General features: G+C 69.3%; 23 protein-coding genes. 5 read left to right on the top strand and 18 right to left on the bottom strand.

Annotated features, from left to right (window positions below):
- The first annotated feature begins 176 nt into the window (after positions 1-176).
- Positions 177-1,757, top strand: coding sequence for a methyl-accepting chemotaxis protein (locus tag AC07OC_RS16025; protein WP_218340242.1), 1,581 nt, complete (start codon positions 177-179; stop codon positions 1,755-1,757).
- A 207-nt stretch (positions 1,758-1,964) separates the two neighbouring features.
- Here the strand turns inward: AC07OC_RS16025 and AC07OC_RS16020 are convergent, their stop codons facing one another.
- From AC07OC_RS16020 to AC07OC_RS16010, 3 genes are all read right to left on the bottom strand, one after another.
- Positions 1,965-2,981, bottom strand: a complete 1,017-nt coding sequence (locus AC07OC_RS16020) for a tripartite tricarboxylate transporter substrate binding protein (protein WP_218340241.1) — start codon at positions 2,979-2,981, stop codon at positions 1,965-1,967.
- Between the two features lie 51 nt (positions 2,982-3,032).
- Positions 3,033-4,277: a CaiB/BaiF CoA transferase family protein gene (locus AC07OC_RS16015; protein ID WP_218340240.1), complete on the bottom strand. Its 1,245-nt coding sequence runs from the start codon at positions 4,275-4,277 to the stop codon at positions 3,033-3,035.
- Positions 4,278-4,339: 62 nt separating this feature from the next.
- Positions 4,340-5,281: a hydroxymethylglutaryl-CoA lyase gene (locus AC07OC_RS16010; RefSeq protein ID WP_218340300.1), complete on the bottom strand. Its 942-nt coding sequence runs from the start codon at positions 5,279-5,281 to the stop codon at positions 4,340-4,342.
- Between the two features lie 174 nt (positions 5,282-5,455).
- On the opposite strand from AC07OC_RS16010, the gene AC07OC_RS16005 reads away from it, so the two are divergent.
- From AC07OC_RS16005 to AC07OC_RS15995, 3 genes are all read left to right on the top strand, one after another.
- Complete coding sequence (locus AC07OC_RS16005; RefSeq protein ID WP_218340239.1) at positions 5,456-6,361, top strand: LysR family transcriptional regulator; 906 nt, start codon at positions 5,456-5,458, stop codon at positions 6,359-6,361.
- A gap of 202 nt (positions 6,362-6,563) precedes the next feature.
- The gene (locus AC07OC_RS16000; RefSeq protein WP_218295389.1) at positions 6,564-6,872 is read left to right on the top strand and encodes a winged helix-turn-helix transcriptional regulator; all 309 of its coding nucleotides are present in this window, start codon (positions 6,564-6,566) and stop codon (positions 6,870-6,872) included.
- 132 nt (positions 6,873-7,004) lie between these two features.
- On the top strand, positions 7,005-7,364 hold the full coding sequence (locus AC07OC_RS15995) for an FKBP-type peptidyl-prolyl cis-trans isomerase (RefSeq protein ID WP_218295390.1): 360 nt from the start codon (positions 7,005-7,007) through the stop codon (positions 7,362-7,364).
- 166 nt (positions 7,365-7,530) lie between these two features.
- Here the strand turns inward: AC07OC_RS15995 and AC07OC_RS15990 are convergent, their stop codons facing one another.
- The 4 genes from AC07OC_RS15990 to ppsA all read right to left on the bottom strand — a co-directional run bounded on the left by AC07OC_RS15990 (position 7,531) and on the right by ppsA (position 13,232).
- The gene (locus AC07OC_RS15990) at positions 7,531-8,040 is read right to left on the bottom strand and encodes a hypothetical protein (RefSeq protein WP_218295391.1); all 510 of its coding nucleotides are present in this window, start codon (positions 8,038-8,040) and stop codon (positions 7,531-7,533) included.
- 189 nt (positions 8,041-8,229) lie between these two features.
- Entirely contained in the window at positions 8,230-10,320 is a 2,091-nt protein-coding gene (locus tag AC07OC_RS15985) for a VC_2705 family sodium/solute symporter (protein ID WP_218295392.1), read from the bottom strand.
- 2 nt (positions 10,321-10,322) lie between these two features.
- Positions 10,323-10,646, bottom strand: a complete 324-nt coding sequence (locus AC07OC_RS15980; protein ID WP_218340299.1) for a DUF4212 domain-containing protein — start codon at positions 10,644-10,646, stop codon at positions 10,323-10,325.
- Positions 10,647-10,841: 195 nt separating this feature from the next.
- On the bottom strand, positions 10,842-13,232 hold the full coding sequence (gene ppsA / locus AC07OC_RS15975; RefSeq protein WP_218340238.1) for a phosphoenolpyruvate synthase: 2,391 nt from the start codon (positions 13,230-13,232) through the stop codon (positions 10,842-10,844).
- Positions 13,233-13,428: 196 nt separating this feature from the next.
- Between ppsA and ppsR the strand changes: the two genes are divergently transcribed.
- Complete coding sequence (gene ppsR, locus AC07OC_RS15970; RefSeq protein ID WP_218295395.1) at positions 13,429-14,250, top strand: posphoenolpyruvate synthetase regulatory kinase/phosphorylase PpsR; 822 nt, start codon at positions 13,429-13,431, stop codon at positions 14,248-14,250.
- A 521-nt stretch (positions 14,251-14,771) separates the two neighbouring features.
- On the opposite strand, the gene AC07OC_RS15965 is transcribed toward ppsR, so the two are convergent.
- The 11 genes from AC07OC_RS15965 to AC07OC_RS15915 all read right to left on the bottom strand — a co-directional run bounded on the left by AC07OC_RS15965 (position 14,772) and on the right by AC07OC_RS15915 (position 26,187).
- Entirely contained in the window at positions 14,772-15,161 is a 390-nt protein-coding gene (locus tag AC07OC_RS15965) for a hypothetical protein (protein ID WP_218295396.1), read from the bottom strand.
- A gap of 40 nt (positions 15,162-15,201) precedes the next feature.
- On the bottom strand, positions 15,202-18,321 hold the full coding sequence (locus tag AC07OC_RS15960) for an efflux RND transporter permease subunit (RefSeq protein ID WP_494601714.1): 3,120 nt from the start codon (positions 18,319-18,321) through the stop codon (positions 15,202-15,204).
- A gap of 13 nt (positions 18,322-18,334) precedes the next feature.
- The gene (locus tag AC07OC_RS15955; RefSeq protein ID WP_494601712.1) at positions 18,335-19,456 is read right to left on the bottom strand and encodes an efflux RND transporter periplasmic adaptor subunit; all 1,122 of its coding nucleotides are present in this window, start codon (positions 19,454-19,456) and stop codon (positions 18,335-18,337) included.
- The gene (locus AC07OC_RS15950) at positions 19,453-20,010 is read right to left on the bottom strand and encodes a hypothetical protein (protein ID WP_494601710.1); all 558 of its coding nucleotides are present in this window, start codon (positions 20,008-20,010) and stop codon (positions 19,453-19,455) included. The genes AC07OC_RS15955 and AC07OC_RS15950 overlap by 4 nt, the downstream gene beginning before the upstream one ends.
- A gap of 37 nt (positions 20,011-20,047) precedes the next feature.
- The gene (locus AC07OC_RS15945) at positions 20,048-21,304 is read right to left on the bottom strand and encodes a TolC family protein (protein WP_255591118.1); all 1,257 of its coding nucleotides are present in this window, start codon (positions 21,302-21,304) and stop codon (positions 20,048-20,050) included.
- Positions 21,305-21,448: 144 nt separating this feature from the next.
- Positions 21,449-21,826: a hypothetical protein gene (locus AC07OC_RS15940; RefSeq protein ID WP_255594722.1), complete on the bottom strand. Its 378-nt coding sequence runs from the start codon at positions 21,824-21,826 to the stop codon at positions 21,449-21,451.
- Positions 21,827-21,938: 112 nt separating this feature from the next.
- Positions 21,939-22,751 (bottom strand): heme ABC transporter ATP-binding protein, encoded by an 813-nt coding sequence (locus AC07OC_RS15935; RefSeq protein ID WP_218340233.1) that lies wholly within the window; start codon positions 22,749-22,751, stop codon positions 21,939-21,941.
- Entirely contained in the window at positions 22,748-23,830 is a 1,083-nt protein-coding gene (locus tag AC07OC_RS15930) for a FecCD family ABC transporter permease (protein ID WP_218340232.1), read from the bottom strand. Before AC07OC_RS15930 ends, AC07OC_RS15935 begins: the two co-directional genes overlap by 4 nt.
- Entirely contained in the window at positions 23,827-24,711 is an 885-nt protein-coding gene (locus AC07OC_RS15925; protein ID WP_218340231.1) for a heme/hemin ABC transporter substrate-binding protein, read from the bottom strand. The genes AC07OC_RS15930 and AC07OC_RS15925 overlap by 4 nt, the downstream gene beginning before the upstream one ends.
- Positions 24,701-25,834: a hemin-degrading factor gene (locus AC07OC_RS15920; protein ID WP_218340230.1), complete on the bottom strand. Its 1,134-nt coding sequence runs from the start codon at positions 25,832-25,834 to the stop codon at positions 24,701-24,703. Before AC07OC_RS15920 ends, AC07OC_RS15925 begins: the two co-directional genes overlap by 11 nt.
- Positions 25,831-26,187: a hypothetical protein gene (locus AC07OC_RS15915; protein ID WP_218295404.1), complete on the bottom strand. Its 357-nt coding sequence runs from the start codon at positions 26,185-26,187 to the stop codon at positions 25,831-25,833. The genes AC07OC_RS15920 and AC07OC_RS15915 overlap by 4 nt, the downstream gene beginning before the upstream one ends.
- Between the last annotated feature and the right edge of the window lie 43 nt (positions 26,188-26,230).

Raw genomic sequence — 26,230 nt, 5'->3', positions numbered from 1 at the left:
CCTTCGGGGCCGTGCGGGCCGGCGCCGGCAAACCGCTTGGAGTGGCGACGCCCGGCCCCGCAAGCGGGTGCGCCGCCCGCGCGGCGGGGGCGGCCCTTGCATGGCGGCCTCGGGCCATGGCCATGCCAGTTGCCACCGCAGCCAGTTCATCTGAAAAGCATTGCCAGGAGCCGCTGATGAAAATGTCCAACCACTCCATCGGCGCACGCATGGCCACCGCGCTGGGCCTGGTGCTCGCCCTTCTGCTGGGGGCCGCGCTGTTCGGAATCGCGGCCCTGTACCGCAGCCTGGGCACCTACGAGACCACGGTGCAGGAGCGCGTGGCCCAGGAACGCGCGGTAAGCCGCATGGAAAACGAGTTCAAGACCCAGGTGCAGGAGTGGAAGAACACCCTGCTGCGGGGCGAGGACTCGCGCAAGCGCGAGCTGCACTGGGCGGCGTTCCAGGCCAGCGAAAAGCGCGTGGCCGATGCGGCGAAGGCGCTGGAGCCCCAGCTGACCGATGCGCAGGAAAAGGCGGCGCTGCAGAAGTTCACGCAGGCCCACGCGCAGATGGCGCAGGGCTACCGCAAGGGCTTTGAAGTGTTCCAGTCGCTCGGTTTTGTGCCCTCCGCGGGCGATGCCGACGTGGCCGACATCGACCAGGGCCCCGCCAGGCTGCTCACCGCACTGAGCGAGCAGGTGGCCGCCAGCAGCGCGGCCATTGCCGAACAGGCGGCGCTGAACGCGCGGCGGGCGCTCGCCAGCAGCCTGGTGGCGCTGGCGCTGGTCACGGCCCTGGGCGGCTGCGCGGGCTGGCTGCTCACGCGCTCGGTGGTGCGCCCGCTGCGGGTGGCCGTCTCCGTCGCCAACAAGGTGGCTGCGGGCGACCTGACCACGACCATCCGGGTCGATGGCAAGGACGAACCCGCGCGGTTGCTTGAGGCCCTGCGCACCATGCAGGAGAACCTGGAAAACGTGGTGTCGGGCGTGCGCAGCAACGCCGAGGGCGTGGCCAGCGCCAGCGCAGAGATCGCCCAGGGGAACGTGGACCTGAGCATGCGCACCGAGGAGCAGGCGTCGTCGCTGGACGAAACCACCTCGTCCATGCAGCAGCTGCAGGCGACCGTGCAGCAGAACGCCTCCAACGCACAGCGCGCGAGCGAGCTGGCCCGCAATGGCGCATCGGTGGCCCAGCGCGGAGGCGACGTGGTGACACAGATGGTGACGGTGGTCCAGGGCATCCAGGACAGCTCGCGCCGCATTGCCGACATCATCGGCGTCATCGACAGCATCGCGTTTCAGACCAACATCCTGGCGCTCAACGCCGCCGTGGAAGCCGCACGCGCCGGCGAGCAGGGGCGCGGCTTTGCCGTGGTGGCCAGCGAGGTGCGCAACCTGGCCACCCGCAGCGCGAGCGCCGCGCGCGAGATCAAGGAGCTGATCCAGACCAGCGTGGAGCGCGTGCAGGCCGGCTCCGACCTGGCCCGCAACGCGGGCAGCACCATGACGGAGGTGGTCTCCTCCATCCAGGGCGTGAGCGCGCTGATGAACGAAATCAGCCAGGCCAGCACCGCGCAGACCAGCGACATGCTGCGCGTCACGCAGGCCATCGTGCGCATGGACGAAACCACGCAGCAGAACGCGGCCCTGGTGGAAGAAAGCGCGGCGGCGGCCGGCAGCCTGAGCGGCCAGGCGCGCCAGCTGGTGGAGGCCGTGGAGGTGTTCCGCCTGCGCGGCAGCCACCGTGCCTTGGCATTGCCACCTGCGGCGCATTGAATACCGCACAGGGACGTACTGGCGTCGAACAAGCGCCTATTGCTATATTTTGTATAGCAATAGGCCCTTTTCCAATAAGCGCCGGACACCTGTTTCCATGGATTTCCTGGACCACGGCGGAGGATCTCCGTTGTCCAGCGGCCTGCGCATTGCCCCTGCAACCGGGGCCGCGCAGGCGCGCAGCGCCTCGGAGGGAGGGCTCCCCAACTAATCTATCTTGAGCCCGGACTGCTTCACCAGCCTCGCCATGCGCGCCACCTCGGTGCGGAAGAACGCAGCCGTGGCATCCGGAGTTGTGGCCTGCAGCAGGTAGCCCTGGGCGAGCAGCGCGTCGCGCACCTCGGGCATCCCCAGGGTGGCGCGCACGGCCTGGTAGACCCGTTCGGCCTCCGCCTTGGGCAGGCCCGCGGGCCCCACCATGCCGACCCATCCATCCAGCGCGTACTGCGGCAGGCCCTGTTCCGCGATGGTGGGCAGATCCGGCAACAGCGGCGAACGGGTGGTAGACGACAGGCCGATGGCCTTGAGCGTGCCCGCCTTCACATGCGGCGCCGCCACGGCCACCGCGATGAACGCCAGCTGGATCTGCCCGCCCAGCACGTCGGCCGTGAGCGGCCCCATGCCACGGTAGGGGATGTGCTTGATGTCGACCTGCGCTTCGTGCACGAACATCTCGGCCGCGAGGTGCAGGATGGTCCCGTTGCCCGACGAACCGTAGTTCAGGGTCCCGGGCTGGGCCTTGGCCAGGGCGATGAGTTCGCGCACGTTCCGGGCGGCCACCGAGGGGTGCGCCACCAGCACGAACGGCGTCGCACCGATCACGGTGATGGGCGTCACGTCGTCGACGGCATCGTACGGAATGCTCTTGAAGACGCTGGGGTTCACCACGTGGTTGTTGGACACCATGCCCAGTGCCGAGCCGTCCCTGGGCGCCTTGACGATCATCGAGGTGCCGGTGATGCCCCCCGCTCCGGGGAAGTTCTCGATCACCACGGCGCGCCCGAGCGACTTGCCCAGGCCGGGCCCGAAGGCGCGCGCCAGGCCGTCCACGCCCGAACCGGCGCTCACGGGCAGGATCAGGCGCAGCGGGCGCTCCGACGCCGCCTGGGCCCACGCGTGCAAAGGCGCTGCCAGGCCGGCGGCCAACGCGGCCAGCGCCGTGCGCCGGCGCAGCGCCGGTGGCGGGCAGGCGGGGTGGTGGTGGATGAAAGGATGGTGGTGCATGGCGGTTGTCTCCGTGTTGTGATCTCATCCATCGCCCTGCGGGCGCATTGCTCAAGCCACGGCGTGCCTGTCCTGCAGCGCCTGGATCTGCGCGGGGGTGTAGCCCAGTTCCTGCATGAGCGCGCCGGTGTGCTGGCCCAGCACGGGCGGCTGCAGCCGCACGCCCAGGCGCTGGCCGTCCATGCGCAGCGGGCACAGCGTGGTGCGGGCGGTCTGCCCCGCCCGCTCGCCATCGGGCAGGGTGATGTCGGCCAGGCCGCCCGTGGCGTTGAGGTGCGGGTCGTCAAAGAGCTGCTCGGGCCGCGAAATGGGTGCGAACGGCAGGCCGTGTTTTTCAAAGATGGACGCCAGCTCGGCGGCGCTGTAAGTGGCCAGGCGCTGGCGCAGGTCGGGCATCAGCGTGGCACGGGCGCGCACCCGGTCGTTGTTCGTGGCCAGTTGCGGGTGGGCCTTGAGGTCGGCGAACCCCATGGCGTCGCAAAAGGTGATCCATTGCGCATCGCTGACGGCGGCCAGGAAAATCTGCTCGCCATCCTTCACGCTGAACACGTCGTACAGCGCCCAGGACGAGATGCGGTCCGGCATGGGCGCGGCCGGCTGGCCGGTGACGGCGTACTGCATCATGTGCTGGCCGACCAGGAAGACGTTGTTCTCGAACAGCGCCGAATCCACCTCCTGCCCCCGCCCGGTGATGCCGCGCTGCATCAGGGCCGCCATGGCACCGATGGCGCCGAACATGCCGCCCATGATGTCGTTCACGCTGGTGCCCGCGCGCAGCGGGTCGCCGGGCCGGCCGGTCATGTAGGCCAGGCCGCCCATCATCTGCACCACCTCGTCGAGCGCCGTGCGGTGCTCATACGGGCCCGGCAAGAAACCGGTGTGGTTCACGTAGATCAGGCGCGGGTTGAGCTGGCTCAGGGCCGCGTGGTCCAGCCCGTATTTCGCCATCACGCCCGGCTTGAAGTTCTGCGCCACCACGTCGGCCGAGGCGGCCAGCTTGCGCGCGACCTCCAGGCCCTCGGGGCTGCGCAGGTCCAGCGCGATGCTCTTCTTGTTGCGGTTGAACATGGGGAAGAAGCCCGCGCCGGCGCCCAGCAGGTGGCGCGTGCGGTCGCCGTCCACGGGCTCGACCTTGATGACCTCGGCCCCGAGGTCCGCCAGCACCATGCCGCAGGTGGGGCCCATGACCATGTGGGTGAACTCCACCACGCGCAGGCCCTGCAGGGGCAGTGCACGGGGGGCAGAGGTGCCGGGTGGCGCGAGCGGGGCGGAAGAAGAATCGGTGTGGGATGTCATGGGGCGACGATACGGGATGGAAGGGCGCGCGGCGGTGGCTCAATGTTGAGCTCGTGGCGAGCTCAGTGGGTGGCGTCCAGGGAGACGGTCCCTGCGCCGGTGCGCGGTACCCCGGCCTGCCAGAGCGTGCCGTGCAGGGTCTCCCCGGCCAGCCAGCCCGCCACACGCTCGCGCAGCGCCAGCAGCGCGTCCACGGCGATGCCGGTTGCGACGCCCATGCGTTCCAGCATGAACACAAGGTCTTCGGTGGTGACATTGCCGCTGGCGCCCGGGGCGTGCGGGCAGCCGCCGATGCCGGCCAGGCAGGCATCAAAGCGGGTGATGCCGGTCTGCCAGGCCGCGTAGACGTTGGCCAGGCCCATGCCGCGCGTGTCGTGAAAGTGCGCGCAGGCCAGCCGGTCTCCCACCAGCGCGCGGGCCTTCTCGAACAGGCGGGCCACCGAGGCCGGGTCGGCATAGCCCACGGTGTCGGCCAGGCTCACATGGTCGGCCCCGGCATCCAGCAGGGCCTGCATCAGGCGCAGCACCTCGCTCTCGGCCACCTCGCCCTGCAGGGTGCAGCCAAACGCCGTACCCACGCCGCCCTCGATCAGGCAGCGGCTGCCGCTGGCGTCGCGCAGCGCGCGGATGCGCGCCACCTCGGCCACCACGTCGTCGGGTGTCTTGCGCAGGTTGGCCAGGCTGTGGGCATGGCTGGCGGACAGGGGCACCACCATCAGGTCGGCGCCGCATTCAAGCGCACGTTCGGCGCCTTTGTAGTTGGGCACCAGCACCGAGGCGACCAGGCCCGGCAGGGTCTTGGCATGGGCCAGCACCTCGGCGGTGTCGGCCAGCTGGGGCAGCAGGCGGGCGGGCACGAAGGAGCCGACCTCGATCTCGCGCTGGCCCGCGGCATAGGCCGCGTCGAGCCAGTCGATCTTGTGCGCGGTGGACACCATGGTGGCGATGCTCTGCAGGCCGTCGCGCAGGCCCACTTCGCGCACCACGGCCCGCGCGGGCGCCATGCCGGGCGCGGGACGGGTCGCGGGGAAAAAAGAAAGGGTGTTCACGGCATTGTCTCCAGCTCGTTGGTGTTCCGTGGGAGATTCTAGAAATTCCCAACAGAATCAGAAAATACATCTCGGAAGCCATATGATTCCCAAAAGGAACATCACAGTCTTTCAAGCGGAGGCAATTGCATGCGCGATCTCGACCTGCAGACCCTGCGCCTGTTTGCCGCCGTGTGCGAGCAGCGCAGCATCGCGCGCGTGGCCGAGCAGGAGTCCATCGTGGGTTCGGCCATCAGCAAGCGGCTGGCCCAGCTGGAGGACACGGTGGGCACCGCCCTGCTGGTGCGCAAGCGGCGCGGCGTCATTCCGACCCCGGCGGGGGAAACGCTGCTGGAACACGCGCGCACCATGCTCGCCAGCGTGGGCCAGATCGAGCGTGACATGGCCGCCTATGCCACCGGCATCCGGGGCCACGTGCGCATGCTGGTCACGGCCTCGGTCATGGCCGAATCGCTGGCCGACGATGTGGCCGCCTTCCTGCAGGACTCGGCGCACCGCGACATCCAGGTGAGCCTGGAGGAACGCGTGAGCCCGGACGTGGTGCAGGGCATCCGCGACGGCAGCGCGTCCATTGGCATCTGCTGGGACGCGGCGGACCTCTCCGGCCTGGAAACGCGCGGCTACCGCAATGACCACCTCGCCGTGGTGGCACATGCCTCGCACCCCGTGGCCCGGCACGCCAGCGTGCGGTTCGCCGACGTGCTGGACCATGAATTCGTGAGCATGCCCGCGCTGAGCGCCGTGCAGGTGCTGCTGGCGCGCGCAGCGGCCGTGGAGGGAAAAATGCTCGCGCACCGGGTGCTGGTGTCCAACTTCGACGCGGCCCTGCGGGTGGTGCGCGCCAACCTGGCCATCAGCGTCGTGCCGCGCGAGGTCGCCCTGCCCTTTGCCCAGACCGCCCCGGTGCGCGTGATTCCGCTGAGCGATCCCTGGGCCCGGCGGCGCTTCGCCATCTGCTACCGCAGCGCCCAGATGCTGACCCCGGCCGCACAGTTGCTGGTCCACCATCTGGCGGGGCTGGGCCGCCAGGAATGACCGCCTCCAACCGTGGCCCCATCGCAACAGTTTGAGTTGTAACACGTCATTTTTGGGGCGTAGCGCATGCGTGGTGTGCGTTCTGAGCTACTAAACTTGTAGCAAAATGGGTTCCGCGCTATAGTCTCAGCGCATCAGCGGGCCCGGCATTCGCCCACCCGAATGAAAACTTGATCCAACACTTGCGCGAGGAGAAGCGTCCATGAGCTCCAAAGAAAATGCCGCCATCAACCAGTTGTTCGAGCGGCTCGAATGCCGTTACGCACTGCGCGTGCTCTGGGCCCTGAAGGACGGCCACCCCCAGACCTTCCGCCTGCTGCAGGACAGCGTGGGGGGCATCACCCCCAACACGCTCAACACCCGCATCAAGGAACTGCGCGAAGCCGGCTTCGTGGACCATGGCAGCGACGGCTACACCGTCACTCCTTCCGGCGCCGACCTGCTCAAGCGCCTGTCGGACGTGCAGGCCTTCGCCACCCGCTGGGTGGCCGGCCGCGCCAAGAAGGTCTGACCACAGGCCAGCGGTCCCGTCTGTTCCCCGCGAAGGGGCTTCTCGTTAAAATACAGGGCCAAATTAGCTTCTAGCGCATGACATACAAGCGCTAGAAGCTATATTTTTAATAGCAAGCAAGGAATTTCATCCATGGCACTGACCACCACCGCATCCGGACTGCAATACGAAGACACCACCGTGGGCGACGGCGCCGAAGCCACCAAGGGCCAGAACGTTTCGGTGCACTACACCGGCTGGCTCTACAACAACGGCGAGCAAGGCGCCAAGTTCGACTCCAGCCACGACCGCAACGACCCCTTCGAGTTCTCGCTGGGCGGCGGCATGGTCATCAAGGGCTGGGATGAAGGCGTGCAGGGCATGAAGATCGGCGGCAAGCGCACGTTGATCATCCCCGCGGCCCTGGGCTACGGCGCGCGCGGCGCGGGCGGTGTGATCCCTCCGAACGCCACGCTCAAGTTCGATGTGGAACTGCTCAAGGTCGGCCGCTGATCGCGCAGCCTGCGCGGCAGCATCCGACACGACACCAAAGCGGCCTTCTGGCCGCTTTTTTACGCCTGGCCCGCCATCTGTGGCACGGGCGCAGCCCAGGCCAGGCCCGCACGCAAGGATGCCGCGCCGTAGAAAGGAAAGGCACAGAGCGGCTCGGGGTGTCCCGTCAATCAAAAAGCGCCTTGTCCAGCCGCTCGAACTTCGCGTCGCCCACGGCCTCGCGGATCTTCGGTGCCAGCGCCGCCAGGTCCTCGAAACTGCCCGCTCCCTCCACGGCCAGGTTCAGCCGGAACCCGCGCAGCCCCATGGCGGCGGTCAGCTCGGTGGCAATCGGGTAGGCCGCCTGGTAGCGCTCTTTCGGCGTGCGCCCCGATCCCTCCAGCGGCGACGCCACCGTGCCCAGGTCCGTCGCTGGCGCGGGTTCGGCCACGGGGGCTGGCTGGCTGGCGGCCATTGCGGCAGGCAGGGACTGCCCCGCCAGCGGCGCCAGCAGCCCCTGGGCGATCATGGCCTGCACGTCGTCCTGCGTGATTCCCATGGCCGCGGTGGCCGCCAGAATCTCGCCCGTGGAGCGCTTGCCATCAAACAGGATGAAGGCCGAACGCTGGCGCGAACTGAGACTGCCGTGCCGGTCCTTGAGCGCTTCTTGCCCTGCCGGCGTTTTGACGAGAACCATGAGCCTCCTTGAGCTGAACGGTGGCGGGTTGACGCGGGGCACCCACCACCCCACGAGCCCCTGCAGGCCAGATTCTCACGTTTGTGCACCATTGAAAATCGGGGTTTACGCATAACCATGGCAGCGCTGGCCGGAACGCGGTCGCGCCCCTCCTGGCCCCGTGCCGCAACCCGCAATCCCGCGGCGCCGCTACATCTCGGAGCGGATGCGCGGCAAGGCGGGCGCGGGCCGCGTCACCCAGCTCACCACCACGGCGACCACCAGTCCCGTCGGCACGCCGAACACGCCGGCCGAGATGGGCTGGATGCCAAACCAGAGCCCGTCCGCCAGCATCCAGCTGGGCAGCGCGCGCATGGCCGACACATGCGAAAGCATGTAGTACACCGCCACGCCCAGCCCCGCCACCATGCCGGCCACCGCGCCCTGCCGCGTGGTGCCGCGCCAGAAGATGCCCAGCACCATCACCGGCACGAAAGCCGATGCGGCCAGGGAGAACGACGCCGACACCATGGGCAGGATCTCTGACGGCTTGAGCGCCGCGACAAAGGCCGCCGACAAGGCCACCGCCAGCAGCGCGAACTTGCTCAGGATCACACGCTGCTCGGGCGACGCCTCGCGCTGGGTGTCCTGGAAATACAGGTCGCGCACCAGCGCATTGCTGATGGTGAGCAGCAGGCCGTCGGCGGTGGACAGCGCCGCGGCCAGCCCACCCGCCGCCACCAGGCCGGAGACCACATACGGCAGGCCCCCCAGCTCCGGCGTGGCCAGCATGATGAGGTCGGCCCCGAGCCGGATCTCGCCAAACTGCACGATGCCGTCGCTGTTCACGTCCTCCACCGACAGCAGCGAGCTGTCCACGCGTGCCCACTGGGCCATCCAGTTGGGAAGGGCCTCGAAGCTGCTGCCTACCAGGTTCTGCATGACCTCGAACTTCACCAGCACCGCCAGCGCCGGGGCGCTCAGGTACAGCAAGGCGATGAAGAACAGCGACCACGCCACCGAGGCGCGCGCCGCCGACACCGTGGGCGAGGTGTAGTAGCGCGTGAGCAGGTGCGGCAAGCCCGCCGTGCCCACCATCAGGCAGAACATGAGCGCCAGGAAATTGCGGCGCGTCAGCTCGTAGTCGCGCTGCTCCTCGGGGGTACCCTTCGGGTCGCCCACATAGGCCTGGCTGTGCAGGGGCAGGCCACCGAGGGGGCGGGCACGCTCATAGTTCTCGCGCATCTCGCGGGTCCAGCGCTCGCGGGCCGCGGCGGCATCGCGCGGCAGGGCCGCCAGCTCGCGGCTGGCCGTGACGATCAGGCCCACATCGGCGTTCTGGGTGCGCAGCGCGCGGATGCGCTCGCGCCCCTTCTCGCGTTCGCGCTCCAGGGCACCCTCCACGTCGCTCAGGCGGGCCTCGAAATCCTGGGCGCGCCGCAGGTAGGTCTGCACCACCTGGTGTTCCGCCGGCGAATCGAGCAGTTGCGCCTCCAGATCGGCGATCTTGCTGATCTGCTCGCCATAGACCAGCGGCGCCAGCGGGTTGCCAAGCTGCTTGTAGGCCAGCCAGGACACCGGGATCAGGAAGGCCAGCAGCAGCACCACGTACTGCGCCACCTGCGTCCACGTGATGGCGCGCATGCCGCCCAGGAACGAGCACAGCAGCACGCCGCCCAGTCCCAGCATGATGCCGATCTCGAACTGCACGCCGGTCAGGCGCGAAGCGATCAGCCCCACGCCGTAGATCTGCGCCACCACGTAGGTGAACGAGCACAGCACGGCGGCCAGCGCGGCGATCACGCGCGGCCACCGGCCGCCAAAACGCACGTGGAAAAAATCGGGCACGGTGTACAGGCCCATGGCGCGCAGGTGCGGCGCGATCAGCATCGCCACGAGGCAGAAGCCGCCCGTCCAGCCCAGCAGGTAGGCGAGGCCCCCCGCCTGCCCCGGCGTGCCGGAAAAGCCCTGCAGGTAGAGCGCCCCCGACAGGCTGATGAACGACGCGGCGCTCATCCAGTCGGCCGCCGCCGCCATGCCGTTGTACATGGGCGGAATCCGCCGGCCGGCCACGTAGTATTCCTCCGGGTCGGTGGTGCGGCCGTAGACGCCGATGCCCGCGTACACCATCACAGTGAGGAACAGGAAGATGGGGCCGATCCAGTGGCGCGAGAGCCCCTGATGCTCCGCCCAGGTCATCAGCGCCAGGAAGGCCAGCACGCCCGCCACATACAGCGCCAGGATGCGGTGCAGCCGCCACAGGTAGGCCCGGTCTGCGCCGGAGGAATTGTTCTCAGCCATGGTCAGCCAGGAGGAAGGGCCGCGTCTTCCAGGGATGCGGCCGCAATGCGCTCAGCGTCCTGGCGCTCGAACCGGTTCATGGCCCATCCATAGGCCACCACGATGCCGATGAACACCAGCACCGCACCCTGTGCCGCGATCCAGTAGCCCAGGGGCCAGGCGCCGAACACCAGCAACTGCAGGTCCCTGGCGAAGTAGGTGGCGCCAAACGACACCAGCGCCCACAGCAGCAGCAGGCCCGCCTTGAGTTTCAGGTGCCGCACATCGTGCAGATCGGGCGGGAACGGGCCCGCCATTTCCGCCTCGGATGGTGATCGACGGGGCATGGCGGAGTCGTTCACGCAGGCTCTCAGCGATCCACGGCCCTGCGGGCCACGCGTGGCCCGTGCAATGAGGGCAGGTCGAACAACAGCCCCCCCCGCACAAGTGCCGCCCCGCCGCGCCGGGCGCGCACCCCCTTCTGCGCGTGGCGCGCGAGAAGGGGAAAGCGGCACGGCCGCCCGGGGGGTTGCCGCGTCACGTCAGCCTGCCAGTTGCTGCCAGGTGGCGATCACGCTGTCGGGATTGAGCGAGATCGACGAGATGCCCTCGGCGGCCAGCCACTGGGCGAAGTCCGGGTGGTCGCTGGGGCCCTGGCCGCAGATGCCGATGTACTTGCCCTGTGCCAGGCAGGCCTTGATGGCCTGGTGGATCAGCTGCTGCACAGCGGGGTCGCGCTCGTCGAAGTCGTGCGCCAGCAGTTCCAGCCCCGAGTCGCGGTCCAGGCCCAGGGTGAGCTGGGTCAGGTCGTTGGAGCCGATGGAGAAGCCGTCGAAGAACTCCAGGAAACGCTCGGCCAGGATGGCGTTGCTCGGCACCTCGCACATCATGATGACCTTGAGGTCGTCCTTGCCGCGCTGCAGGCCGTGCTGGGCCAGCAGCTGCGTCACGCGCTCGGCCTGGCCCAGCGTGCGCACGAAGGGCACCATCACCTGCACGTTGGTCAGGCCCATGTCGTTGCGCACGCGCTTCAGGGCCTCGCACTCCATCGCGAAGGCTTCGCCGAAATCAGCGCTCAGGTAGCGCGCCGCACCGCGGAAGCCCAGCATCGGGTTTTCTTCCTCGGGCTCGTAGCGGCTGCCGCCGATGAGCTTCCTGTACTCGTTGGACTTGAAGTCCGACAGGCGCACGATCACCGGCTTGGGATAGAAGGCGGCGGCGATGGTGGCCACGCCTTCGGCCACCTTGTCCACGTAGAAGGCGCGCGGGCTGGCATGGCCCCGGGCCACGGACTCCACGGCCTTCTTCAGGTCGGCATCGATCTGCGGGTAGTCCAGGATGGCCTTGGGGTGCACGCCGATGTTGTTGTTGATGATGAACTCGAGGCGCGCCAGGCCCACGCCCTCGTTGGGCAGCTGGCAGAAATCGAAGGCCAGCTGGGGGTTGCCCACGTTCATCATGATCTTGGTCTTGATGCTGGGCATCTCGCCGCGCTGCACCTCGGTGACCTCGGTCTCGAGCAGGCCGTCGTAGATGCGGCCGGTGTCGCCCTCGGAGCAGCTCACGGTGACCAGCGTGCCATCTTTCAGCAGTTCGGTCGCGTCACCGCAGCCCACCACGGCCGGAATGCCCAGCTCGCGCGCGATGATGGCGGCGTGGCAGGTGCGGCCGCCCCGGTTGGTGACGATGGCGCTGGCGCGCTTCATCACGGGTTCCCAGTTGGGGTCGGTCATGTCGGTCACGAGCACGTCGCCGGGCTGCACCTTGTCCATCTCGGCAATGTTGTGCACCAGGCGCACGGGGCCGGTGCCGATCTTCTGGCCAATGGCGCGGCCCTCGGCCAGCACGGTGCCCTGGCCCTTGAGCTTGTAGCGCATCTCGGCCTGGCCCTTGGACTGGCTCTTCACGGTTTCGGGCCGTGCCTGCAGGATGTAGAGCTGGCCATCGGTACCGTCCTTGCCCCATTCGATGTCCATCGGGCGGCCGTAGTGCTGCTCGATGACCAGCGCATACTGGGCGAGCTGCTGCACGTCGGCATCGGTCAGGGAATAGCGGTTGCGCTGCTCGGTGGGCACGTCGGTGGTCTTCACCAGCTTGCCCGAGGCGGCCTTCTCCTGGGGCGTGGAAAACACCATCTGGATGAGCTTGCTGCCCAGGTTGCGGCGGATCACGGCCTTCTTGCCGGCACGAAGCATGGGCTTGTGCACGTAGAACTCGTCGGGGTTCACGGCGCCTTGCACCACGGTCTCGCCCAGGCCGTAGCTGCTGGTGATGAACACCACGTCTTCAAAACCGGACTCGGTGTCGATGGTGAACATCACGCCGGCCGCGCCCAGGTCGGAGCGCACCATGCGCTGCACCCCGGCCGACAGGGCCACGACGTCGTGCTCGAAGCCCTTGTGCACGCGGTAGGAGATGGCGCGGTCGTTGTACAGGGAGGCGAACACCTCCTTCATCTTGTGCAGCACGTCGTCGATGCCCACCACGTTCAGGAAGGTCTCCTGCTGGCCCGCAAACGATGCGTCCGGCAGGTCTTCGGCCGTGGCGGACGAGCGCACCGCGAACGAGGCGGCGGGGTTGCCGGCGCTCAGCGTGGCGAATGCTTCGGCAATGGCTTGTTGCAGGTCGGCCGGGAAGGGCTGGGCCTCGACCATGGCACGGATCTCGGCACCGACGGCGGCCAGGGCGCGCACATCTTCGGTGTCCAGGCTCTTGAGCTTGGCGCTGATCTTGTCGGCCAGGCCGTCGTGGGCCAGGAACTGGCGAAACGCGTGCGCCGTGGTGGCAAAGCCCGTGGGCACCCGCACGCCCTGGGGCAGCTGGGAGATCATCTCGCCGAGGGAGGCGTTTTTACCGCCTACGGCCTCGACATCGGTCATTCTCAGGTTTTCAAACGGTACGACCAGGGCGGTCGGGCTGAAAAGTGCAGACATGGGAAAGCTCCAGAAGTTGAAACCGGGTCTGCGCGCCCGCCCCCTTGGAGCGATGGGCGAGCGGCCATGCACGGGCAGCGGCTTTGTCGTTGTGGTTGTGGGCCGACGAAGTGCATGGTGAGAATTTGGATAATTGTCACAATTGTAGGCCTGCGGCACTGGCGGCAGGCTGACGTACTGAAAGGCACCCTGCTCCATGCACACGCGCACCGTTTTTTTCGTCTCGGACGGCACCGGCATCACCGCCGAAACCTTCGGCAATGCCATTTTGGCGCAGTTCGAGATGAAGCCGCGCCATGTGCGCCTGCCCTTCATCGACACCGTGGACAAGGCCCACCAGGCGGTGCGGCAGATCAACCACACGGGCGAGGTCGAGGGAAAGAAGCCTGTGGTCTTCACCACCCTTGTCAACATGGAAGTGCTCAAGGTCATCCAGGAAGGCTGCAAGGGCATGCTGCTGGACATGTTCGGCACCTTCGTGCACCCGCTGGAAGAAGAACTGGGCATCAAGTCGCACCACCGTGTCGGCCGCTTCAGCGACGTGAGCCGCAGCAAGGAATACACCGACCGCATCGAGGCCATCAACTTCAGCCTGGCGCACGACGACGGCCAGAGCAACCGCGACCTGGCGGGTGCCGACGTGATCCTGGTGGGCGTGAGCCGCAGCGGCAAGACACCGACCAGCCTGTACCTGGCCATGCAGTGCGGACTCAAGGCGGCCAACTACCCGCTGATCCCCGAGGACTTCGAGCGCCGCCAGTTGCCACCCGCGCTGGTGCCGTTTCGCAGCAAGATCTTCGGCCTGACCATCAGCCCCGACCGCCTGGCCGAAATCCGCGCGGAGCGCCGTCCCAACTCCCGCTACGCCAGCCTGGAGAACTGCCGCATGGAAGTCTCCGAAGCCGAGGCCATGATGCGCCGCGCGGGCATCCGGTGGTTGTCCACCACCACCAAGTCCATTGAAGAGATCGCCACGACCATCCTGCAGGAGATCCGGCCGGAGCGGCTGGTGTACTGAGGGGCGAACCGCCGAGCGTGTGCACCGAACGCGCGCACCCCGTCGCTTGATTAAAAAAGGCTCTAGCGCTTGATCAGCAATATCTGATAGCTATTAATATGTGAGCGATTGGGAGCACTAACCTCGACCGCTCCCCTGCGCGTGGATCGCTTTGTGCGGCATCGCGCCCCCGGAGCCTCGTTAAAAAAACCCGCATCCTTCACGTTGCCCCGGTGCCCTGGTGTCTTTTGCAGCCGCCGCAATGGTGGTGCTGTTCGTCGGCAAACGTTGGTACGACTACGTGCACAAGGCCACTTCGCCCTACGACGAAGTGGGCTCGAACTGAACTCCAGGGCGCCAGCGCCCCTGAACCGCCAGGGCTGCGCGCAACTGCAGGAACGCTTTGCCCGGGTCGTGCCACCCTACGGGTGCGCTACCGGCGATGGACGTCAGTGGAAATAGGCCGGCCCTGAGGGCGAATCCACGCGCAGCAGCTGGCGGGGTCATGCCGCCGGCCTGCAGCACGCTGAATGAGCGCGCGCCTACTTCACCGCGAACCGCACATTCGCCGGCTTCTTGCCCGGCAGCGCCACCAGCGCCACCACCTTGGTGCCCGCGGCCACCTTGAACGTGCCCTTGGCTTCCAGCCGGCCTTCTCCCGCCGGCACCAGCATCGCCTCGGATTTTTCCGTACCGTTCAGCAGCGTGAGCTTGGCGTTCACTCCTTCGGTCCTGGCGGGCTTGCCGTGGTCGCGCAGGTGCAGCGTGAGGAGGTCGGGCTTGGCCACGAGTTCGTAGTCCATGTCATTGGCTTCCACGACGATGCCGCCATGCAGCGGCTTGTGTTCGTGCCCGTGGGCGTGGTCGCCTGCCGCAAAGGCAGTGCCACAGAATGCGAGGGCCAGGGTGGCGAGAAGATGTTTCGTTGTCATGGTGATCCTTTCAAAGGGAGGATGGGAACAGGGAACAGGGTCAGAACGCCTCGGCGTTCTTGTCGTCCAGCAGACGCTCGGCATCGCGGCGGCCGAACAGCCAGAACAGGGCCGGGGTGAGGAAGGTGTCGAGCAGGGTCGAGCTGATCAGGCCCGAGAAGATCACCACCGCCACCGGGTGCAGGATCTCGGTGCCGGGGCGCTCGGCCTCCAGCAGCAGCGGCGCCAGCGCAAAGGCCGTGACCAGGGCCGTCATGAGCACAGGGGACAGGCGCTCCAGCGAGCCGCGCACGATCATCGCGGTGTCGAAGTTCTCGCCTTCCACGCGCATCAGGTTCAGGTAGTGGCTCACCTTCAGGATGCCGTTGCGCACCGAGATACCCGCCAGCGTGATGAAGCCGATCAGTGCCGCCACTGACAGCGGCTGGCCCGAGATCCACAGCCCCAGCACGGCCCCCACCAGCGCCAGCGGGATGTTGGCCATGATCAGCGCCGACAGCGTGGCCGAGCGGTAGCGTGTGTACAGCACCACGAACATCAGCACCAGCGAGACGATGGCGAGCATGCCCACCAGGCGGCTGGCCTCTTCCTGCGCCTGGAACTGGCCGCCCAGGGTGATGAAGTAGCCATCCGGCAGGCGCGTTTCGCCCACCACCTTGCGGATGTCGGCCACCACATCGGACAGTGCCCTGCCCTGCGCATTGGCCGAGAGCACGATGCGCCGCTTGCCATCGTCGCGGCTGATCTGGTTGGGGCCGTCGCCGTCCTCGATGCTGGCCAGGCGCGACAGCGGCACGCGCCCGCGCGGTGTCTCGATCATGATCTGCGCCAGGCCATCGAGCGAGCGCGCGCTCTCGGGCAGGCGCACCACCAGGGCAAAGCGCCGGCTGCCTTCCACGATCTGCGTGACCTTTTCGCCTTCCACCAGGCCCTGCAGCGTGGCCAGCACCTGCGCGGCCGGCACGCCGTACTGCGCGGCGGCGGCGTGGTCCACGCGCACGGTGATCTGCGGCGCCAGCACCTGCTTTTCCACCTCCAGGTCGGCCAGGCCGTCGATGCTGGCCAGGCGCCCGCGCAGCGCATCGGCCTGGCCGCGCAGGGTATCCAGGTCCTCGCCGAAGAGCTTGATCGCGATCTGCGAGCGCACGCCCGAGAGCATGTGGTCGATGCGGTGCGAGATCGGCTGGCCGATGGCGATCGCCGCCGGCATCTGCGCCAGCCGGCTGCGGATGTCGGCCTGCACCTCGGCCATGCTGCGTGTGAGCTCGGACGCTGGCAGCAGACCCACATCGAGCTCGCTCACGTGCACGCCCTCGGCATGCTCGTCCAGCTCGGCCCGGCCACTGCGCCGACCCACGTGCGTGACCTCGGGCACCTGGCGCACCAGCACCTCGGCCTGGCTGGCCAGGGCGGTGGACTCGGCCAGCGTCACGCCCGGGTTCAGGCGCATGCCGATGAGCAGCGTGCCCTCGTTGAAGGGCGGCAAAAAGGTGGTGGGGAAGAACGGCACCGCCGCCACCGAGAGCACCACCGCCACGGCGCTCACGGCCATGGCGACGCGCGGGTGCGCCAGCACCCGGGTGAGCCCGCCGCGGTAGCGCGCCTTGAGCCAGGCCACCACGCGGGTATCGCCATGGTCGAGGTTCTTCATGCGCGGCAGCAGGTAGAAGGCCAGCACCGGCGTGACGGTGACCGACACCAGCAGCGAAGCCACGGTGGAGACGATGAAGGCGATGCCCAGCGGCACGAACAACCGCCCCTCGATGCCCGGCAGCGCGAACAGCGGCAGGAACACCAGCACGATGATGGCCGTGGCGTAGAGGATGCCCGAGCGCACCTCCATCGATGCGAGCTTGACCACCTCCAGCGGGTGCAGCCGGTGGTGGGGGTGTTTGCTGCGGTCCATCTTCAGGCGTCTCAGCACGTTCTCCACGTCCACCACCGCATCGTCCACCAGGCCACCGATGGCAATGGCCAGGCCGCCCAGCGTCATGGTATTGATGGACAGGCCGAAGTACTTGAAGACCAGGGCCGTGATGAAGATCGACACCGGGATGGCCGTGAGCGCGATCACCGTGGGCCGCAGCGTGCCGAGGAACACGAAGAGGATCACCGCCACGAACACCGAGGCGCCCATGAGCTTGCCCTGCAGGGTGGTGACCGAGGCCTCGATGAAGCTCGCCTGGCGGAAGGTGACGCGCGGCGCCTCCATGCCTGCGGGCAACGACTTCTTCAAATCACCCAGCGCCGACTCGATGCTGCGCGTGAGCGCGATGGTGTCGGCCGTGGGCTGCTTCTGGATGCCGAGGATCACGGCCGGCTTGCCCTCGAAGCCCGCATCGCCGCGCTTGAGGGCCGCAGCAAACGTGACCTCGGCCACCTGGCGCAGCAGCACGGGCTGGCCGTTCTTTGCGGTGAGCGCTAGGTTCTGCAGATCCTCCAGGCGCGAGGTGCGGCCCAGGTGGCGGATCAAGTACTCGCGCCCGTTGAGCTCCAGGAAGCCCCCCGAGGTGTTGGCCGAGAAGCCCTTGAGCGCCCCCGTGAGCTGATCGTGCGTGATGCCCAGCTCGGCCATGCGCGCCGTGTTGGGCTGCACCTGGAACTGGCGCACCTCGCCGCCGATGGGGATCACCTGCGCCACGCCGGCAATCGCCAGCAGGCGCGGACGCAGCACCCAGTCGGCGTACTCGCGCACGGCCATGGGCGTGGTGCGCTGCACGTCGATGGGGATCGCCACCTGCATGATCTCGCCCATGATGGAGCTGATGGGCCCCATGCGCGGCGTCACGCCCGCGGGCAACCCCTCCTCCATGGACGACAGGCGCTCGGACACCATCTGCCGCGCGCGGAAGATGTCCGTGCTCCAGTCGAAGGTGACGTAGATGAAGGACAGGCCCGCGCTGGAGGTGGAGCGCACGCTCTCCACGCCGGGCAGGCCGTTCATGGTCGTCTCCAGCGGGAAGGTGATGAGCTGCTCCACCTCCTCGGCGGCCATGCCGCCGGCCTCGGTCATCAGCGTGACGGTGGGCTTGTTGAGATCGGGGAACACGTCCACCGGCGTGCGCGACAGCGTGAAGGCGCCATAGGCCATCAGCACGCCCGCCGCGATGAGCACCAGCAGCCGGTTGGCCAGGCTGCTTTCGAGTAGCCACTTGAACATTGCGTGGTTTCCTTCAACGGACCTGGTTGATCAGCGTGGCGCCCTGCGTGGCCACGCGGTCACCGGCCTTGAGGCCCGAGGTCACGGCCACCGAGGTGCCGTCGAGGGGCACGTAGGTGACGACGCGCGGCACGAAACGCTCGGGCGACTCCTTGACCCAGACGATGGTCTGGTTCGCGGGATTGCGCAGCAGCGAAGCCACGGGCACCTGCACGCCAACGGCCTGCTGGGTGGATTGCACGAATACGCGCACGGGCTGGCCCAGGGCCAAGGTACCGAGCACGGCCGAGTCGCCGGCAAACTGCAGCGGCAGCGCCTGGTCGCGCAGGCTGCGCGCCGCGCCCAGAAAACGCAGCGGCACGCGCTGCCCGCCCACGGCCAGCGCGGCGCCGGCCACGCTGTGGGCCTGCGCCGTGTCGTAAGCCAGGGCTTCGACGCGCAGGCGCGTGGGGTCCACCACCTCGAACACCAGCTCGCGCGCATCCACCACCTGCCCTGCCACGGCATTGGCCGAGGCGATGACACCCGAGACGGGCGCCACCAGCGCATCGCGGGTCGAAAGGCCCGCCCCCACCGCGCCCAGGCGCTGGGTGACGCTTTGCAGCTCGCTCTCGGCCGCCTCGATGTCCTTGCGGGGCACGGTGTCCGACAGGTCCTTCAAACGCGCCACGCGGCGTGCCGCCAGGTCGCGTGCAGCACGCAGCTCGGCCTGCTGGGCCAGTTGGTTGGATCGCTCGATGGCGCCCGCCGTGGGCACCACATAGGCCAGCACCTCGCCCTTGCGCACCGCCTGGCCCACACCGGGCAGGCCCTTGGGGCCTGCCTCCAGCCGGCCGGCCAGCGCGGCCTGCACCTTGCCGCCAGCGTTGGGGTCCATGACCACCGTGCCGGCCAGCTCGAAGGCCTTGGGGTGCTGGCCCTCGGCGGCCACCAGGGTGCGCACGCCGAGTTGGCGCTGCGCAGGCTTGGGCAGGAAGACGCTGCCATCGGGCTGGCGCTTGGGGCCGTTGCCGTCGGCCGCTGCGGGCGCGTCGCCATGGTCATGGCCTTCACCGGCACGCGCCACCAGCGGGGCGCACAGCGCAGCGGCCATCGCCAGGGCCACGACGGAATGGAGAGAGGTCAGGCGCTTCATGCTGCACCTCCCAGGCGCTGGGCGCGCGCGGCGCGGCCACGCCGCAGGCCCCACGCCAGGGCCAGGGCTGCCAGCACGGCGGCCAGGGCACCGGCGACCAGCGCGTTGCGCCGGCCCGTGGGCTCGGCGTGGGCCTGGGCCGCGGCGTGCACGTCGATCTCGCCGGCCAGCAGGTCGGTGTCGTTGCCGGCCACCACGGTGGCGGTGACGGGGCTCACGCCCTCGGCCAGCGGCGCGGCCAGCGCGGCCTGGAACTCGCCGTCGGCCACGCGGGTCACGGGCACGCGCGTGCCGGCGATGTCGATCTCCAGCTGGGCCTCCCTGACCGGGCTGTTGTCGCCCGCATGGTCCAGGTAGAGCGCCAGTTTTTGCCCGTCGAGCACGCCCACCAGCTCGAACAGGTCGGAGGTGGCGGCAAAGCGCGGTATCGCAGGGCCGGCTGCGGCGGCGGGGGCTTCGCCATGGTCATGGCCATCGCCAGCCAGTGCCCACGAAGGCGCCAGGCCCAGCACCAAGGCCAGGGCCAGCGCGGAAGGAAGAGAAAGGAGTTGCATGGTGATCACAAACAGGGTGTCGGGATGGATAGGGCGCTCACTGCGGCAACAGGCCCAGGGCCTGGCGCAAGGTGGAAACGGCGGCCGCCGCATCGATGCGGGCACGCGCCAGCTGGCGCTCGGCCTGCACGGCTTCCAGCTCCACGCGCAGGCGCGTGGGCCAGTCGGCTTCGCCCAGGCGGAAGGCCTTGTCGACGAAACCGCGCGTGTCGCGGGCCAGTGCCGCATGGCGGGCCATGGCGTCGCGCTGGGCTTGCGTGGCTTTCACGCGGGCCGTGGCCGCGGCCAGGTCGGCGGCCAGGCGGTCCTGCTCGGCGCGGGCGCGCACCTCGGCGTCCAGCGCGTCGGCACGGGCCGCTGTCTCCTTGGCGCGCGCCCGGTCCCCACCGCCCAGGGGCACGCGCACGCCGACCGTGAAGCTTTGCAGATAGCGCTCGCCGGCCTGCTCGCGCCCGCGCGTGGCGGCCACGGTCAGCTCGGGGTTGGCACGGGTCTGCACGGCGGCCAGGTCGGCGGCGCGGCGCGCCACCGCGGCCTGGTCGTTCCAGTCCGCCACCGCCGGGTGGTCGGTGGGCAGGCCGGCTGCTGGCAGCGCTTCGGCCTCGGGCTCGGCACCGTCGGCCAGCACCCCGTTGCCGCCCCATGCCGCCAGGGCTGCCTGGGCCACATCGCGTGCGCCCGTGGCCTCGGCCACCGCGGCTTCGGCCTGGGCCACGGCACCATCGGCCTGGGCCTGGTCGGCACGCGACATGTCTCCGGCCTGGAAGCGCCGCGCCACGTCGGCCGCCAGGCGCTGCGCGTTGTGCAGCCGGTCCTGCGCCAGGCCCAGTTCTGCCTGCGCGCGCTGCAGGGTCCACCAGGCCTCGCGCACGGTGGCGGCCAATTGCAGCTGCGCGGCCAGGCGGCGGCTTTCCACGGCCTTGATCTCGGCATCGCCCAGCGCGGCCTTGCGGGCGCGCTCGCCGGGCAGCCACAGCGGCAGGGCCACCCCCATCTCCACTTCGCGGTTGCCCTGGTTGCTGCCGGGGCGGTCGGTCTTGGCCTGCAGCTCCAGCGCGGCGGGCTCGGCCGTCCAGGACGATGCACCGCTGCGCGCGGCCTGTGCCGATTCGCGCCGCAGCGCGGCCGACTGCGCCTCGGGCTGGCGCTCCCAGGCCCTGTCGAACAAGGCCTTGAGCGTGAGCGGTGGCGCCGGCGGCTGGGCCAGCGCAGCACTGCCGGCCAGCGCCCACCCCAGGGCCACGGCCGCCATGCACAGCCGTGGTGTGTGGTTCGTTCTTCTCGTTCGTTGCATCCGATTCCTCTGCAATGGCCGGGGGCCACGGGGTTGAAATCGGCAAGGCACGACGATGTCCGGCGCACAAGCACGCGCCGCCGCCGCCCGCGAGAGCTGCGTGGAATCGTCAGGAAGGGGCTACCCGGTGCCCCGCCTCGCCGCTCAGGCGAGGACGGACCAGTTGGGACGTTCGGGGCGCGAGAGGGGTGGATGCACCCAGGCAGGTGCCACCTGGGAAACAGGGCGGGCGACCGAGACCACGATGGCCTGGGCACCCGCGCTCAGCGCCATGCCGCTGCCCACGCCGTGGCAGGCATGGCAGTCCATGTCGGCCGTGCCGGTGGTGGCCAGGGCCTTGTGGTCCTGAGTTTCGCTGGCATGGGATGGCTCGGCCGGCACATCGGCCCGGTGCTCGTGCACATGGTGGCCAAAGTGCGATGCCTGCGGCGCTGCCTCGTGCCCGCAATACGGCGATGCAGCCGCCCAGATGGACTGAAGCGGCATGAACAGCAGCAAAAAGACGAGGAGCAGGCGGCGCATGGTGTGCGCGCATTCTAGTGACAAGATGGCGCGGTGCAGCATGCGCAACCGTGCATATCCCCATGCGACCAAGGGCAAGACGGGAGCAGATGACCAAATCGTCATGTCGGCTTCATCCGGCCGCCACGAGAAACTGCGGCGTGCCGTCGCTGGCGCGCACTTCGGAACACTCCACACCCCACACGCGCGCGATCGCCGCCGCGTCCAGCGTTTGCCCCACGGACCCCACGTCGCAGCGCCCGGCCCCCATCAGCACCACGTCGTGCGCATAGCGCAGCGCCAGGTTCAGGTCGTGCAGCACCGCCACCACGCCGATGCCCTGCTCCACCGCCCAGCGGCGCACCAGGGCCATGGCCTGGTGCTGGTGCGCCAGGTCGAGCGCGGCGGTGGGCTCGTCGAGCAGCAGCCAGCGCGTGGCGCCATCGGGCCGGGGCTCCCAGATCTGCGCCAGCGCCCGGGCCAGGTGGGCGCGGGCCCGCTCGCCGCCCGACAAGGTGTTCACGCCGCGCGCCGCCAGGTGGACCACGCCGGTGGCCTCCATGGCATCGCGGGCGATGCACGCCTCGTTCCGGCTGGGCGACTGGCGGTGCGGAAAGCGGCCCATCTCCACCACCTCCTGCACCGTGAAGTCGAAGGCCACCGCCGTCTCTTGCGGCAGCACGGCGCGCAGGCGCGCCAGCTCCAAGGCACCAACCGCAGTGAGCGCCCGGCCCCTCAGGCTGACCGAGCCCGAGCGCGGCGCGCGCTGGCCCGACAGCATGGACAGCAGCGTGGATTTGCCCGCGCCATTCGGCCCCAGGATGGCGGTGAAGCGGCCAGGCGCCAGGCGCGCATGCACGGTCGCCAGCAGCGGCAGGCCGGGCAGGCCCACCGCCAATCGATCGCACACCAGCGGATCGCCGGGATGGAGCGGGCCTGCTCTCATACCTTGCTCCTGAATTGGCGCAGCATGGCCAGGAACAAGGGCACACCGATGAAGGCGGTGAGCACGCCCAGCGGCAACTCGGCCGGCTTGACGATGGTTCGCGCCACCACGTCGGCCGCCAGCACCAGCGCGGCGCCCAGCAGGGCCGATCCCGGCAGCACCACGCGGTGATCCGGCCCGGCCACCAGGCGCACCCAGTGCGGCGCCACCAGGCCGATGAAGCCGATGATGCCGGTGGCCGCCGTGACGGCCCCCACGGCGAGCGCCGTCACCAGCACCGCCAGGCGCTTGGTGCGCTCCACCGGCACGCCCAGCAGCGCGGCCTGCGCCTCTCCCAGGGCAATCGCATTGAGCGGGCGCGCCAGCGCCAGGCCCAGGCCGCAGGCCACCGCCACGACGGTGCCCACGAGCGCCACGGCGCTCCAGCGCGCGCCGCCCAGGCTGCCCAGCAGCCACATCTGGATGTTGCGCAGTTGCTCGTCGGTGGAGATGAAGTTGAGGTAGCCCAGCCCCGCCAGCGCCAGCGCATTGACCGCCACGCCCGCCAGCAGCATCAGCCCCATGCGCGTGGCGCCATCGGCTTGCGCCAGCCCATAGATCAGCGCCGTGACCACCAGGCCACCGCCAAAGGCCATGGTCACCAGCGACCAACTGCCCAGCGTGCGCGGCATGTCGGGCAGCCAGTGCATGCCGAGCACGATGGTGAGCGCAGCAGCCAGCGCGGCGCCGCTGCTCACGCCGATCAGGCCGGGGTCGGCCAGCGGGTTGCGAAACAGCCCCTGCATCAGCGCACCCGCCAGCCCCAGGCCCGCCCCGGCCGCCACGCCCATCAACAGGCGTGGCAGCCGGATGTTGATGAACACCAGGTATTCCGGTGCCTGTTCGGCAGAAGGCGCCAGCCCCACGGCCTGCAGCAGCACCTGCCACAGCTGGGCGGGCGCGATGGCGTACGCGCCCTGGGTGCTGGCCCAGGCCAAGGCCAGCACCACCAGTGCCGAGCCCACGGTCAGCGCGGTGCGGGGCGACAGGCGCCCCGCGGTCCAGCGCGCACCCGGCTGCGCCACGGCCAGGCCGCTCACGCCGTGATCGCCTGCATGCGGGTGTGCACCTCGCGCACGGCCCCGGGCAGGCGCGGACCAAAGCCCAGCAGCTGGCTGGCCTCCATCGTCACCAGGGCCTTGTGGCGGAAAGCGGGCGTGAGCGCCAGTTCCGGCCGCTGCCAGAACGCGGCCTCGCCGCCCAGCGCCTCGATGCCCTGCGTGCTGTTGAGCAGCACCTCGGGCGCGGCGCTGGCCATGGCCTCGGCCGTGAGCGGCCGGTAGCCCGCGAACTGCGTGATGGCGTTGGTGCCGCCCGCAAAACGGATCAGCGCATCGGCCGCCGTGCCGGTGCCCGCCACCATGGGGCTGCCGCCGTGCGACAGGATGAAGATCGCGCGCGGGCGGCGCGCGGACGCGGCCACCAGCTTGTGCACCGCCGCCCACTGCGCATCCAGGTCCGCCTGCAGGGCCGTGGCCTCGCGCTCGCGGCCGGCCACGCGGCCCACGGTGGCCACCTTGCGCTGCACCTCGTCCCAGGTGTGGTCGGCCTTGACCAGCTCCACCCGCACCCCGGCGCTGCGCACCTGGTCCAGCACCACGGGCGGGCCGGCCTCGGTGGTGCCCACCACGGCGTCGGGCTTGAGGGACAGCAGCCCCTCGGCCGAGAGCTGGCGCATGTAGCCGACCTTGGCGGTCTTGAGCGCGGCCTCGGGGAACAGGCTGGTGGTGTCGGTGCCCACCAGCTGGCCTTGCGCGCCCAGCAGGTAGACCACCTCGGTCAACGCACCGCCCAGCGAGACGATGCGCGCCGGGCTGGCCGCGACTGCGCGCTCCGCGCCCACCACAGACAGCAGCGGCAGCGCTGCCATGCCGCGCAGCAGCTGCCTGCGCGCCGTGTCGGTCAGGCCATCACGCAGCATGGACCACCTCATCTTGCTGCGCCTGCGGCAGCCGCGCCACCAGATCGCGCCAGCCCTGCAGCTCGGGCTTGCCGGGCTTGCGCGCACCGAAGAACATGGCCATCAGCTCGCCCGCATGGTCGAACGCCTCGACGGAGGTGACGACGCCATCGGCCGTCGGCTTTTCCACCACCCACACGCTGGCCACCATGTCGGTGCGCAGGTGCAGGTTGAAGCCTGCGTCCAGCACGTTGATCCACTGGGCGTGCGGTGTGTCGAGCGGCTTTATGTTGCGCACCGGCCCGGTGTGGATCTGGATGCAGCCGCCGCTGCCCACGAACACCATGATGGGCAGGCCGTCCACCGCGGCCTCGTCCAGCAGGCGCGATACCGCTTGCGGTTCGGCGCGCCACGCGAACTGGCCTTCGACCAGGCGAAAGCTCTGCTGACGCTCCACGCCGAATTTCCTGGTCAGGCCGAAGAACTCGTGTGTGTCCTGCATGGCACCCCAGGCCTCGCGCAGGCCGTCGGCGTCGATGTCGGCATCGGGCCGCACCGCTTCCGGCGCGGACGCCTTGCCGAACACATAGCCCGCGCTGGGCTGCGCGAAGCGGCTCACCACCGCATCGAACGCCGCCAGGTCGGTCGCTTCGCGGGTAAAGATCTTGTGCACGGCGCGGCCGCTGGCGTTGTAGAACTGCAGGCTGCGCGACGGCGGCCTGGCGGGGTCGTTGGCCAGCTCGGTCACGGCAAAGCCAGCATGCCACTGCGCGAAGAACAGGCGCAGATCGATGTCTTCGCCCAGCGCGATGCCCACCGGGCCTGTGGCCGACACGTTGGTGTAAATGCCGGTCTTCTCATGCACCACGCCTTCATTGCGCGTGAGGGCCATCAAGGGGCCGCAGGCCTCGAGCGCCTGCAGCATCTCCAGCCACGAACCCTGCAGCGGCACGGCCTTGAGCGGGTGGCCGTGCTCGCCCGCGTGGGCCGCCACCGCAGCGCCTTCCGAGAGCCCCAGGCTCTCGGCCGCCTCCTTGGCGCGCTTGCCGGCAGCACGTGCGGTGGCGAACTGCGCGCGAATGTCGGGTGCGGCCAGGGGCGCGGAGGCTGGAGTGCCCGGGGTGTTCGTCACCGCGCGGCTCATTGCACGGCCTCCGGCGCGGTGTGCCACAGCACGCGGCGCTGCTCTGCGGCCACCAGTGCGGCGCTGGCGGCGGTGTCCTGGCGCGCCTTGCACTGCTGTTCCCAACGGCCTTGCAGGCTCCAGACCACCGTGCGGAAGTGAGCGGTGAAGCCGTCGGCGTCGGCCAGCATCTGCAGGTTGGCCGATATCTTGCGGCCCATGGCGTCGCGGTGGGTGTCGCAGCAGGCCTGCACGTAGCCCGTCATCAGGGCGAGCGTGCCGGCCAGCAGCGCCTCGGCGCACGGCAGGCTGTACTCCTCGTCGCAGTGGGCGCTGGCATCGGAGGCATTGGAAGGGTCGGGAACGTGGCTCATGGGTGTTCTCCTTGATGGGTGGCCTTGGAACGTGTTCACGTGG

Source organism: Acidovorax sp. GW821-FHT10E04 (assembly GCF_059415185.1).
Note: the sequence above shows the minus strand (reverse complement) of the source record. Positions and strands in the feature narration are given on the sequence as shown.